Origin of the sequence: Clostridium sp. CX1 (assembly GCF_025398335.1) — a bacterium.
GTDB lineage: Bacteria > Bacillota > Clostridia > Clostridiales > Clostridiaceae > Clostridium_AM > Clostridium_AM tanneri.
The window spans coordinates 173,685-185,971 of record NZ_JAODOO010000003.1; the positions used below are offsets into that span (position 1 = coordinate 173,685).

The 12,287-nt window shown below is 31.8% G+C and carries 13 protein-coding genes and 1 tRNA gene; 5 read left to right on the top strand and 9 right to left on the bottom strand.

The features are described from left to right. The first annotated feature begins 275 nt into the window (after positions 1 to 275). On the top strand, positions 276 to 1,676 hold the full coding sequence (locus N4T77_RS04470; protein ID WP_261670542.1) for an MFS transporter: 1,401 nt from the start codon (positions 276 to 278) through the stop codon (positions 1,674 to 1,676). 69 nt (positions 1,677 to 1,745) lie between these two features. Next, positions 1,746 to 2,912 carry an amidohydrolase gene (locus N4T77_RS04475; protein ID WP_261670543.1) on the top strand — a complete coding sequence of 389 codons (1,167 nt, stop codon included), beginning with the start codon at positions 1,746 to 1,748 and terminating at the stop codon, positions 2,910 to 2,912. Between the two features lie 99 nt (positions 2,913 to 3,011). Here the strand turns inward: N4T77_RS04475 and N4T77_RS04480 are convergent, their stop codons facing one another. The 6 genes from N4T77_RS04480 to N4T77_RS04505 all read right to left on the bottom strand — a co-directional run bounded on the left by N4T77_RS04480 (position 3,012) and on the right by N4T77_RS04505 (position 6,609). Beyond that, complete coding sequence (locus N4T77_RS04480; protein WP_261670544.1) at positions 3,012 to 3,470, bottom strand: MarR family winged helix-turn-helix transcriptional regulator; 459 nt, start codon at positions 3,468 to 3,470, stop codon at positions 3,012 to 3,014. 266 nt (positions 3,471 to 3,736) lie between these two features. After that, positions 3,737 to 3,812, bottom strand: a tRNA-Gln gene (locus N4T77_RS04485). A 210-nt stretch (positions 3,813 to 4,022) separates the two neighbouring features. After that, complete coding sequence (locus N4T77_RS04490; RefSeq protein ID WP_261670675.1) at positions 4,023 to 4,547, bottom strand: hypothetical protein; 525 nt, start codon at positions 4,545 to 4,547, stop codon at positions 4,023 to 4,025. A 17-nt stretch (positions 4,548 to 4,564) separates the two neighbouring features. Further along, positions 4,565 to 5,167 carry a J domain-containing protein gene (locus tag N4T77_RS04495; protein ID WP_261670545.1) on the bottom strand — a complete coding sequence of 201 codons (603 nt, stop codon included), beginning with the start codon at positions 5,165 to 5,167 and terminating at the stop codon, positions 4,565 to 4,567. Beyond that, positions 5,151 to 6,029, bottom strand: a complete 879-nt coding sequence (locus N4T77_RS04500) for a DUF5685 family protein (RefSeq protein WP_261670546.1) — start codon at positions 6,027 to 6,029, stop codon at positions 5,151 to 5,153. The genes N4T77_RS04495 and N4T77_RS04500 overlap by 17 nt, the downstream gene beginning before the upstream one ends. Before the next feature lie 22 nt (positions 6,030 to 6,051). Next, positions 6,052 to 6,609, bottom strand: a complete 558-nt coding sequence (locus N4T77_RS04505; protein ID WP_261670547.1) for a class IV adenylate cyclase — start codon at positions 6,607 to 6,609, stop codon at positions 6,052 to 6,054. Between the two features lie 170 nt (positions 6,610 to 6,779). On the opposite strand from N4T77_RS04505, the gene N4T77_RS04510 reads away from it, so the two are divergent. Then, the gene (locus N4T77_RS04510) at positions 6,780 to 7,277 is read left to right on the top strand and encodes a hypothetical protein (RefSeq protein ID WP_261670548.1); all 498 of its coding nucleotides are present in this window, start codon (positions 6,780 to 6,782) and stop codon (positions 7,275 to 7,277) included. Positions 7,278 to 7,306: 29 nt separating this feature from the next. On the opposite strand, the gene fba is transcribed toward N4T77_RS04510, so the two are convergent. The 3 genes from fba to N4T77_RS04525 form a co-directional block, all read right to left on the bottom strand. Continuing rightward, positions 7,307 to 8,239 carry a class II fructose-1,6-bisphosphate aldolase gene (fba, locus tag N4T77_RS04515; protein ID WP_261670549.1) on the bottom strand — a complete coding sequence of 311 codons (933 nt, stop codon included), beginning with the start codon at positions 8,237 to 8,239 and terminating at the stop codon, positions 7,307 to 7,309. A gap of 204 nt (positions 8,240 to 8,443) precedes the next feature. Beyond that, positions 8,444 to 8,785, bottom strand: coding sequence for a DUF4363 family protein (locus N4T77_RS04520; protein WP_261670550.1), 342 nt, complete (start codon positions 8,783 to 8,785; stop codon positions 8,444 to 8,446). Between the two features lie 57 nt (positions 8,786 to 8,842). Next, entirely contained in the window at positions 8,843 to 9,520 is a 678-nt protein-coding gene (locus tag N4T77_RS04525; protein WP_261670551.1) for a DUF421 domain-containing protein, read from the bottom strand. A gap of 139 nt (positions 9,521 to 9,659) precedes the next feature. Here N4T77_RS04525 and N4T77_RS04530 point away from each other — a divergent pair, with 139 nt between their 5' ends. Next, complete coding sequence (locus N4T77_RS04530) at positions 9,660 to 11,315, top strand: nucleoside kinase (protein ID WP_261670552.1); 1,656 nt, start codon at positions 9,660 to 9,662, stop codon at positions 11,313 to 11,315. 287 nt (positions 11,316 to 11,602) lie between these two features. Beyond that, positions 11,603 to 12,286, top strand: coding sequence for an L-serine ammonia-lyase, iron-sulfur-dependent subunit beta (gene sdaAB, locus N4T77_RS04535; RefSeq protein ID WP_261670553.1), 684 nt, complete (start codon positions 11,603 to 11,605; stop codon positions 12,284 to 12,286). Position 12,287 lies beyond the last annotated feature (1 nt).

The following is a 12,287-nucleotide window of genomic DNA, read 5'->3' on the forward strand; positions in this document are numbered from 1 at the left end:
GCCGATAGTTAATCAGATAAGCTTCATGTTCAGAACAAAAAATAACCTCCTAACGTAACAAAATATTGAACTCAAGGAACCAGCGGAAACGTTCGAGGAAATGGTATTTTAACTTTTTGCTAATAGGTATAATATGAAATCATTGATAAAACTTTAATTAAAAACTGATCAAGACACTAGTACTAGTAAATGAATTTTTTACCTATTTAGTGACTCTGAGGAATTATACCTATTAAATTGAGGAAGTAAAAAATAAGTGTTAGGAGGAAAAAAATATGACAAACTATAAAGGCAATGATCGTTTATTATTTGGAATGATTCTTGGTGTAGCAACCTACTGGTTATTCGCAAGTGCTATAACTGCAGGTGTACCACCACTAACTCGTGACTTAGGGATTTCAAGCTCTGTTGTTAGTACTGCAGTTAGTATTACAGCATTAATTTGTGGTGTTAGTATTGTGACAGCAGGAGGAATTGCTGATAAAGTAGGAAGAGTTAAGATTACTCAAGTTGGATTTATATTAAGTATTATTGGTTCCATATTTTGTGCAATGGCACAAGGGCAGACCCTTCTTATTATAGGTCGTGTTATTCAAGGGTTATCAGGTGCATTAATTATGCCAGCTACTCTAGCTCTTATAAATGCTTATTATCCAGGTGAAGCTCGTCCTCGTGCCCTAAGCTTTTGGTCTTTAGCTTCTTGGGGTGGAAGCAGTATAGCTAACTTCTTTGGTGGAGCAGTAGTGTCAGTATTAAGCTGGCGTTGGTTATTTTGGCTTACTGTTCCAGTAGCATTGATGGGTATGTTTTTAATTAAAGATACTCCAGAAAGTAAAATTAATAGCGGAGAAAAACAAAGCATTGACTATTTTGGAATCACTACTTTAGTATTAGCGTTACTTTCATTAAATTTAGTTGTTACTCGTGGTAGACAGTTTGGATGGACTAGTCCTATTATTCTTTCGTTAATAGCTGCTTTTGTAATTTTATTTGCTGCCTTCCTATTTATAGAACGCAGACAGAAGGCTCCATTGGTTGATTTATCCCTATTTAGCAGCAGAGGTTATAATGCTGCTGTAATTTCAAATTTTTTACTTAATATGTGTGCAGGATGTTTATTTATCCTAATGCCGTATGTTCAAACAGGACGTGGGTTGACTTCATTCCAAAGTGGATTATTGACAATTGGTTATTTAGTTGCAATAGTGTCAACAATTCGTGTAGGTGAAAAAGTGATGCTTAAGACAGGGGCACGTATGCCAATGGCTATAGGAACTTTTATAGCTGCAGCAGGGATTTTACTAATGTCACTAACTTTCTTACCAAATTCACTATATTTTGCATCTGCTTTTATTGGTCTTGCTATTATGGGAGTTGGCTTCGGGTTTTATGCTACTCCATCCACGAACACTGCAGTTGGAAATGTTCCTCAGGAAAAAGCCGGTTCTGCATCAGGTATTTATAAAATGGCAAGTTCTTTAGGTGGAAGTTTTGGAGTTGCAATTTCTGGAGCAGTATCAACTGCTATTCTTATGAATGATAAAACAGCTCAGCATTTAGCTGCTGGATGGGGATTAGGGGTTAGTGTAATTGCAGGAACTATATCACTAATTGCTGTATTACTGTTAGTACCTAAGGCAAAGAAAAAAGAAGATATACAAAAGAAGGCTGCTTAAGCTTAGAACCCTATGGTCTCTAGATAGCTAAGTGTGTCAATATTGTGAAATAGGAAGGAGTTTTTTAAAATGTCAAATATATTAGATAAGGCTAAGTCTATTGAAGCCTATGTAATAAACTTCAGAAGAGATTTACATGAAAACCCTGAGCTTAGTGGACAAGAATTTAAAACTCAAGAAAAGATCATGAGAGAATTGGATAAGTTGGGAATAACATATAAAAAAGTTGGAAATACTTCTTTAATAGCCACATTAAAAGGTGGAAAACCTGGCAAAACTGTAGCTTTAAGAGGAGACATAGATGCGATTCCTGTAAAGGAAGAATCAGGTGTTGAATTTACATCTAAAAATCCAGGAGTGATGCATGCTTGTGGTCACGATGCTCATGCCTCTATGCTTCTTGGTGCTGCTAAAATACTATCTGAGATGAAAGATAACATATCTGGTGAAATAAGATTCTTCTTCCAGGAAGGGGAGGAAACCTTTTCTGGTGCCAAAAAGATAATAGAAGAAGGAGGAATGGATGGAGTTGATGCTTGTTTGGGCATGCATGGAATGCCAGGCTTAGAGACAGGATATGTAGATATGACCCCAGGATATAGAATGGCAGGTTGTGATACTATTTATGTTAAGTTTGAAGGAGTATCAGGTCACGGCTCAGTTCCACATCTTGCAAAGGATACCATTCATCCTGCATGTGTCTTTGTTACAGATCTTCAGGGGATAGTTACTAAAAATATTGATGCTCAGGAGCCAATAGTGATTTCTGTAGGAAAGTTCATCGGAGGTACGAAGGCAAACGTGGTTGCCAAGTATACAGAGATTGATATTTCAATGAGATACTTTAATCCAAAGGTTAGAGAAACTGCCCATGAAGCAATAAAGAGACATGCAAAGGCAATTGCAGATGCGTACGAACTTAATGTCGATGTAATTATAGAAGAAAGTGCACTTAGCCTTTACAATGATGATGAGTTATCAATACTTGCTGATAAAAGTTGTACAAAAGTCTTTGGAGAAGGTAAAAATATAGCCTTGCCTAGATTAATGGGATCAGAGGATATGCCTTATTATTTCCAGCATGCTAAAGGAGTTTATGCAATGCTTGGCTATAGAAACGAAGAAAAAGAAACCATATACTTCCCGCACCATGAGAAGTTTAAGATTGATGAAGATTACCTAAAGTATGGAACAGCATTACATGTACAATTTGCATTGGATTTTTTAAGTCAATAATGAGCTATTGTCATAATTTGCAGTAGGCTGAATATATAGCTATAGATAAGTCATCTTTCGGTGATGCTTATCTATAGCTTTTAAAAAACTAATAAATTATTAATTCATCTTACTATACCATTCATTAAAATATATATTAACTTCATTTAATAGTTCAATTAATAATTCACTTTGTTGTTTCCCTAATTTTTCTATAAGACCAGAAAATAAAACATCAAAGTATTCATTTATATCATGTAGTATTTTTTTACCGCTATCAGTTAATATTATTTCAACAAATCTTTTATCATTTTCGTTAACATATCTTTCTATGTAACCTTTATCAGTTAAATTTTTTACTAACTCAGTAGTAGTTGGAGAAGTAATAGATAAGGTTTTGCTAATGTTGGAGACACTTACTCTATAATCTTTTTCTCGAGAAAGATGCTCTATACAAAGTAAAACTCGAGCTTCGCTTTTTTTTATTCCCATTAAAGTTTGATTACGTCTCTCAAGCCTTGCTAAATTTTCAAATGTATCTATAAATCTTTTAATATTTATATTTGATTGTTTATCCAAGAAAATTCACCTCGTTGAGTATATATTAATTTAAAAAAGTAGATTTGTCTATGAGTTTTAAATTTTTATTTACAGATTTACTGATAAGAATAATGAAGAAATATGTTGCAGATAAAATAGAAAATGATATATTAAATAAAGTGTTAGCTTGTGCAAATTAGAAGTGGTTTTATTTAGCTTTGGATAGTATTTTCTAGTTCGTCGTCAAAGGCACAAAAATGGTAATAAAAAAGACTCTACAAAAGCTGTAGAGTCTTTGATTCGTATGGCTGCCCATGCAGGATTCGAACCTACACAATGCCTGAGTCAGAGTCAGGTGCCTTACCATTTGGCTAATGGGCAATATTATTGTAAAGACAATAATATTATATCACAAGTTTTAAGCATATCAATAGATTTTGTGGAAATATATGTATTTTAATTATAGCAATCTTAAATACATAAACTGTGACTTTATAAGAAATATCAATAGGTATTTCTTATAAGATTCAATTAAGGAAGATATAAACAAAGGCTTCTTCCACAGTGCTATTAACTTTTATTAAATAAAGATTAAAAGTTATCTCTATTTTTAATAAAGTACTTATTAGAATAACTTATAAACATAGTTAGCACATAGTCAAATATTAAAAACACTATCTGGGCTCCAATTATAAGAATATATAAAGGAATATATATATTTAATAGGTTTGGGAAAAAAAGTTTATATGATAGAAACAACAATGCTAAAGTTATATTAAAAAATACTAGTTTTAATATAATTTCGATATAAGACTTTCTAATTCTCTCAATGTAATACTTAACTATTCCATACAACCCGAAAAATATTATATAGGCCACTACTGTATTTCTAAGGCCGCAAATAACTAACGAAAGTAATGAAGTAGCAAAGTAGATTACTACCGCATTTTTAAAGCTAGTTGTAATAACAGATAGAGGTATGATACAGGAAGCTACAGCAAGGAGGTAAGCCTTATTTACTGGAACTATAGTGCTTAGGTAAACTAAAATAACACCTATAGCAGTAAAAAGACCTCCTTTAGCTATATCAACGGTTTTTCTTCTTGTAGAAGTCATGTCTTTACACAGCCTTTCTAACAACAGTCAATGAAATCTCCACCACCACATTCGCAGCAGCAATCAAGGCAGTACAAGGTAGCACAAATATCACATAATCCACGATCTTTACCTCTATTGTTATAGTAAGGCTCTCTATAGGAATTATTCATATGACTTAATCTGTTAAATTCATCTCTGTACTTAAAGTTATTAGGAGATAGTCTACAAGCTAGGTTTAAATAGTTATAAGCTTCATTATGCCAACCCTTTCTCATACTAAGCAATCCCATTAAGTAATTCCATTCAGCATCTCTAGTGGTAACTCTTTTAAGCTGGTCCTCTGCTCTACCTAAGTTGCCGTTTCTTATGTCCATTTCGATAGTTTGATAAGAATTTGAACTATAGCTGCTTTGATTAGAGTTTCCATAGCTATTGTATTGAGAGGATTCTGGAGCGTTACTCATTAAGTAATCATAGGCTTCGTTAAGCTCTTTTAATTTATCTTCAGCTAAATCACGCAGTGGATTATTACCATATTGATCAGGATGGTACTTTTTTACCAGTTCTCTATAAGCTTTTTTTATCTCGTCCTTTGAAGCATTTTTTCTTACTTCCAGCACCTCATATGGATCTCTCATTTTTACATACACCCCTTTTAAACACTTTATCCATTTTCTCTAAAAGACCAAATTGGAGAATGTTATATAGTAAATCTTCATTCTTCTTTAAAGGAAGTTTATTTAAGTAGTACATACATTGAGCTGCACTGGTACCTAAAATAAAGTCTATTCTATCCTCGATTTCTTTTGAAAATTCAATATAAGACTTTTTACCTTTGTTAAAGCAGCTGTTTATAACATTAAACTTTTTATCTCTCATATCCCTCTCTAAGTCATCCCATCCATCTATGATATAGATCCACTTACCAAGATTGTATCCAAGCCAGTATAGATTTTCTTTATTTTCATCATTTCTATAGGCTGATAGTATAAAACCTGTAAGCTCTCCAAAGGGATGAGATATTTCATCAATAGACCTATTTTGTGGATTTGACTCAATTTTATATAATTCATTTAGTGTATTCTCTATATAATTTAAGTGACTGCGAAAATTTGATGACATTTTATTTAAGTATCTTTTAAAAAGCAAAGAAAAAATTTTGCTTTTCGTTGAATTATCATCATTTATATTATCTACAAATTTATAATAACTTAATGCAGTATTGCAAAAGGCTGCATATTCTAAGCTTTGGTTATCTATGATGCTTATTTTTTTTCTAAATCCATGCATAGCACAAACCTTTTTACTGTAGATAGGAATGTCATCATTCAAGGAGTCTAAAAGTATAGCCAAGAAAGTCATATCATAGTTAAGTGCAGCTCTAGGGATATTGCCTATAGTGGTCTTTATAGAGCGGCACAATCCGCAGTAGTAAGCCTTGAATTTTTCATAGTCCTTTATTTTAAGCTCCATTTTGCAAGGAGTAACGTAACCAAACATTTAACTTCTCCTATAGTGTAGTTTAGACATTTTCTACTAATCCAGTAATATTTAATTCTTTTAGGATATCATATATAGTCTTTGAAGTAGTATCTTCCATGGTATATCCTAGGAGTTTAACTACTTCTTCTAATTCCGTATCATCTGATGTTTCGATTTCAATGTAAGGGAAAGGACAAAAGGACTTTTCATTTATGTCAATTTCAACTAAGGTATTTTTATACTTATAACTTTCTCTATACTTTTTTACTGATTGAACAAGCTCCAAGCCTAGGGACTTAAATATATTTTCACCAGCTTTTGAATCTAATATTTCAGTTTCATTTTCCTCCATTACTTTATACTTATCTTGACTTAGCAATTTCTTTGTAGTCATGTAGTATCTATTATTATTCTTTATTAGATCCTCCACTATTCTTATTCTTGCATAACCTTTATTACTTAATAGTCTTCTATCACCAAAGTCAAAAAGGTTGTTTATTTGATTTTCTTCTTTAACTTTAGTAGCGTTGATCTGGTTAAGTTTTGTTCTTATATTATCTACATCAATATTAATTATTCTTGTTTCAAATTCTTTCACTTTAATCACCTGCTTTATAGTATTTATATATTATAAGTTTTCCTCTTAAGTGATATTATATCATTAAAGTAGTAATAACTGGTATAATATGTTTACAAGTAAAAATAGGTTAGTAACTTAAAAACATTATTATAGTAAATACCTATATCTAAGATTAAGGGGGATTGATTATGGATACTTGCTATGAACAATTATTAACCACTTATAAAACCGTTAAATACAGGAGTTTAAGGTTTACATCCTGTTTGGGAGCTATTTTAGGAATTTTAATGATTTTAGTTAAACAGATTGTTGCTGGAGGATTTTTATTAATACTATCAATACTTATCTTTTATCTCAAAAGATACTTGTACATAGAATATGAGTATAAGTTCAATAAAGGGGAATTAGTCATAGAGAAAATAGTAGCTAGAAAAGACAGAAAAAAGGTAGTTTATTTTAATTTGAAAAATGTAGAAATTTTAGCTAAAGAGAATAGCAAGTACCTAAAGGGATTAGCAGATACACCAAAAAAGAAAATTAAGTTATATCCAGTTACCTGCAAAGAAACTGTTTATACAGCTATAGTAAAGGATAAGGAACAAAGGGTACAAGTTAAATTTGTTCCAGATGATACTTTAATAAATTTATGCTATAAATATAATCCTAATGTTGTAAAAAAGAATTAAAAAAATGTGGCTTTAACGCCACATTTTTATTATTTCATTGAATCAGCTGATCCTAAAACTTCATCGATTTTACTTTCAACAACTTTTTGAATAGCGTCTCTTGCAGCTCCTAAATACTTTCTTGGATCAAATTCCTTTGGCTTATCTCCAAAAGTTTTTCTTACAGCAGCTGTCATAGCTAATCTTATGTCAGTATCCATATTTATTTTACATACAGCCATAGAAGAAGCTTTTCTTAGCATATCTACTGGAATTCCTTTAGCACCAGCTATATCTCCACCATACTTATTACAAGTTTCAACTGCTTCTGGATCAACTGCAGAAGCTCCGTGAAGAACTATTGGGAAACCAGGTAGTTTTTCTTGAATTTTTTCTAGTATATCGAATCTTAACTGAGGCTTATAGTCTAATGGGAACTTAAATGCTCCATGAGAAGTTCCAATAGCAATTGCTAAAGAGTCAACTCCTGTTCTGTTAACAAAGTCTACTGCTTGATCTGGGTCAGTGTATATATGCTCAGCAGCAACAACATCATCTTCAACACCAGCTAAAACTCCAAGCTCAGCTTCAACAACTACTCCATGAGCGTGAGCGTATTCAACTACTTCCTTTGTTTTTGCTACGTTTTCTTCGTAATCAAAATGAGAACCATCAAACATAACTGAAGTAAATCCAGCATCAATAACAGATTTAACAGTTTCGAAATCTGGGCCGTGATCTAGGTGTAGTGCAACATCTATTCCTGTTTCTTCTATAGCAGCATCTACCATAGCCTTTAGGTATTTAGCTCCAGCATACTTTATAGCTCCTTTTGAAACTTGAAGAATAACAGCTGAGTTCTTAGCTTTTGCTCCTCTTACAACACCTTGAATTATTTCTAGATTGTTAATGTTAAAAGCACCTATAGCATATTTGCCTTCATAAGCCTTTTTAAACATTTCCTTAGTAGTAACTAATGCCATTATGTATTCCACCTTCCAAAATTATATTAACCATCGATCCTAACTATAATCCTGCTAGAATTATAGTTGAATTTAGCTTAGTTGGTATTAACATATAAAAGGGACTTACTGCGTCCCAGTGGGACTTAACTGTTTTATAGTTATATTATAATCTATTAATACCACATTTTCCATACTTTAATTATAGAATATTTTTGTCACTAATCAAAATATATTTTCTGCATTAACCTTTTCTAGATTTACTATATGCTCTAATAAAAATTTTATGACATGAGATGAGGCTAAAGCTTCCTCTTCAGTCTTACATTTTGTGTATTGGGTAAGTTTCCAAAGCTCACTGTTTATATTGTCTATTTCAGCATGGTTTACGAAGATAGAAATCTTACGAGAGTAGTTATCCCACTGATTTAAGAACTTTATAGAGTTATCGTAGGCTTTAGTCCAAGATTTGTTTTCTATGCTAATTTCTATTTCTTTATTTAAGTTATCAAGTTTTGTGCATACTTTATTTAAGTAATTTATAGAAAAAAATATTCCTATTAACATTACAAAAAAAATACTGATGGAAATGATCACACCTTTCATTTATAAATCACACTCCATTTATTTTTGCGGCTTAGATTGATGATAAAACTTTCCTTTAGAATCTAGTAAAGCTATAAAAATGTTTTTTGGTGATGAAATATTATTCTTTCTAAGTTGCTTATTAAGCCATTGTTCATCCTTATCTATTATTTTTAAATTGTCATAATTTATTCTTCCGTCTAAAATTAAAGTTACAGGTAAGGATTCCTGTTGAGATTTTATATTTAGATCAGCCTTTGTAACATTTGACAGTTCTGTTTTAGGCATTACAGATAGCTGACCACTGGTTTCTAAAATAGCGTAATGAATGTCTTCTATATTATAATAGCCCTGTAGTCTTAGTTCCTCCATCAAGTCGTTTAAATTAAATCGCTCCTTTCTTAATTCCTTGATATTTAGTTTTCCATCCTTAATTACGATACTTGGCTTTCCGCTAAAGAAAATTCTTGCTTTCTCACTCTTTAGCTCTAGTAAAGACACAATTGTTTGAAGAGCAAGTAGAGTTATTATAGGAATTATACCGTGCATTATAGGAATTCTGGTATCTTGCATTGGTAGTGAAGCTAATTCAGAAACCATTATTGCAATTGCTAGTTCGAAGGGTTCTAACTCTCCTATTTGTTTTTTTCCCATAAGTCGCATGGAGGCAATGACTATTAGATATAAGATAATTGTTCTAATAAGTACAATAAACATATATTCTCCTCTCTTTATAAGTCAAAAATTTTCTAGTTATATTTTTACTTTAATATAAAAAAATATAAGTAAAATTTGAACATTTTTAGAAAAGTAGACGTATAATGATATTACACAAAAAAATTGGGGAGAGGATGAAATGGCTCAGTTAAAAGTTAGATTGAATAATAAAGAGGTATTAGCAGAGAAAGGTACAATTTTAAATGATATTATTAAGAATAACGGTTTGGAAAAAGATATACCTGTAGTACTAGCCAGGATAAACGGCACATATTCCGAGCTTACAAGTTCTTTAGAAGAAGAAGGAGAGTTTGAAGCCATAGATATTAGAGATAACCTAGGGATGAGAACCTATGTAAGAACCCTTCAATTTATTTTAATTAAATCTGTATTAGACTTGTTTCCGGACGCTAAAATAACCATAGAACATTCTATGAGTAAGGGACTATTTGGAGAAATTCATAAAAGTATACCGTTAAATAAAGAAGATATAAGAAAAATAAAAGAAAGAATGGAACAATTAATAAAAAAGGATATTCCAATAAATAAGGTATGTATGAAAAGAGATGAAGCAGTAAAAATTTTTTCAGACTATAAAATGGATGATAAGGTAAGACTGTTAAAACATGTAAGTAGTGATACAGTAAAATTATATGAGTTAGATGGAAGGTATGATTACTTTTATGGCTCTATGGCATACTCTTCAGGAGCAATAAAAATATTTGATTTAGTATATTACGAACCTGGATTTTTACTAAGATATCCTAGAGAATTAGACCCATATAATATACCAGAGTTTGTAGAGCATAAAAAGCTGAGAAAAATATTTTATGAAACTGAGCAATGGGGAAATATACTTGGAGTGGGGGATGTAGGTTCCTTAAATGATAAAGTAGAAAGTAGAGAAATTATAGATATAATAAGGGTAGCGGAAGCCCTTCATGAGAAAAAGATTGCATATATAGCAGATATGATTAATGAAAGAAAGAACGTGAAAATTATACTAATAGCTGGGCCATCTTCTTCAGGTAAAACTACCTTTGCAAGAAGACTTGGGATACAACTTAGAGTTAATGGACATATACCAGTTCCTATATCCTTAGATGATTACTTCGTAGATAGAGAACATACTCCTAAGGATGAAGAAGGTAATTTTGATTTCGAGTCCATATATGCTTTAGATTTAAAGTTATTTAATGAAAATTTAGAAGCATTGCTTAGTGGAGAAGAGGTGGAAATTCCAACCTTTAACTTCAAGAGTGGAACAAGGGAGTGGAAGGGTCATAAAATTAGAATTCCTGACAATGGAATAATTATAATAGAAGGAATTCATGGACTAAACGAAATGCTTACTTCAGCTATTCCTATGGAAAGTAAGTTTAAAATATATATAAGTGCACTTACCCAACTGAATGTAGATAATCATAACAGAATAGCAACTACTGACGTAAGAATAATAAGGAGAATAGTGAGGGATACCCTCTCAAGAGGCTATGGAGGAGAAGATACTTTAAAAATGTGGCCATCAATAAAGAGAGGGGAAGAAAAAAATATATTTGTATTCCAAGAAAATGCAGATGTTATGTTTAATTCAACGCTGGTCTATGAGCTTTGTGTATTAAAGCAATATGCTTTAGAGGAACTGAAAAAGATAGACACCTCAAGCCCTGTATACTATGAAGCATTGAGGCTTAAAAGCTTCTTAAACTTTTTTAAAGATGTAGATACAAAATTTGTACCGGAAAATTCCATATTGAGAGAGTTTATAGGCGGAAGTTGTTTTTATGAATATTAGAAAAAAGGCGATGTAATTTAGGGAAATGCTCCCTGACTTACATCGCCTTTTTCTGCAAGTTTTAATTGCATAAAATAGTGAAAAAAGAAACTTTTAATTCATCAAAAAGGCTTAGAAAATGTTTTCATTTATTAGTATCAAATCTCATAAATTTCTACAAAAAACTTTAAAAAATTAGTGTGAATATGTTTTAATTTGTTGTATAATAAGAATCGAAAGAAATTGTTTTATTGTAACAATGTAAATGATTATATAATTCACTGAAAGTGAAAGGTTGGTGTAACAATATGAGAGAATATAGTGCTTTTGATATTCTTGGGCCAATAATGATAGGACCATCAAGTTCTCATACTGCAGGAGCTGCAAGACTAGGTAAGATTGCAAGAACTATAGCAGGTGAAGGAGTTAAAAAAGTGCAATTTTTCCTTCATGGTTCATTCGCTACAACTTATAAGGGACACGGTACTGATAAGGCTTTAGTAGCTGGAATATTAGGGATGAACCCATGGGATGAAAACTTAAAAAACTCTATGGAAATGGCAAGAGAAAAGGATATAGAAATAGAATTTATTCCGACAGATCTTGGAGATGTACATCCAAACACAGTTAAAACTGTTATAACTAAAAATGATGGAAAAACTGTATCAGTAGTTGGATCTTCAATTGGTGGAGGAAATATAGTAGTTAATGAAATAGATGGTGACAAGATAGAATTTACTGGAGCATACCCTACTATATTAATAAATCATATAGATGTACCGGGAATGGTTGCGAAAGTAACAGCTGTTTTATATGAATATGATGTAAACATCGCCTTTATGAGAGTTTACAGAACAAGTGGTAAGGGTTCAGCAGCGGCGATGGTCTTTGAAGTAGACAACTTTATCTCCGAAGACATTGTAAACGCTATAGCTAAAATAACTAACATCCACAAAGTTAGAGCTATTAATCCTGTAAGGGAGGAAGAATAAT

Coding starts and splice junctions, on each gene's coding strand:
- N4T77_RS04525 (WP_261670551.1), bottom strand. CDS start 9,520: ATGTTTATTGTACTTATTAGAACAATTATCTTATATCTAATAGTCATT.
- N4T77_RS04475 (WP_261670543.1), top strand. CDS start 1,746: ATGTCAAATATATTAGATAAGGCTAAGTCTATTGAAGCCTATGTAATA.
- N4T77_RS04470 (WP_261670542.1), top strand. CDS start 276: ATGACAAACTATAAAGGCAATGATCGTTTATTATTTGGAATGATTCTT.
- fba (WP_261670549.1), bottom strand. CDS start 8,239: ATGGCATTAGTTACTACTAAGGAAATGTTTAAAAAGGCTTATGAAGGC.
- N4T77_RS04510 (WP_261670548.1), top strand. CDS start 6,780: ATGGATACTTGCTATGAACAATTATTAACCACTTATAAAACCGTTAAA.
- N4T77_RS04490 (WP_261670675.1), bottom strand. CDS start 4,547: ATGACTTCTACAAGAAGAAAAACCGTTGATATAGCTAAAGGAGGTCTT.
- N4T77_RS04520 (WP_261670550.1), bottom strand. CDS start 8,785: ATGTTAATAGGAATATTTTTTTCTATAAATTACTTAAATAAAGTATGC.
- N4T77_RS04500 (WP_261670546.1), bottom strand. CDS start 6,029: ATGTTTGGTTACGTTACTCCTTGCAAAATGGAGCTTAAAATAAAGGAC.
- N4T77_RS04495 (WP_261670545.1), bottom strand. CDS start 5,167: ATGAGAGATCCATATGAGGTGCTGGAAGTAAGAAAAAATGCTTCAAAG.
- sdaAB (WP_261670553.1), top strand. CDS start 11,603: ATGAGAGAATATAGTGCTTTTGATATTCTTGGGCCAATAATGATAGGA.
- N4T77_RS04530 (WP_261670552.1), top strand. CDS start 9,660: ATGGCTCAGTTAAAAGTTAGATTGAATAATAAAGAGGTATTAGCAGAG.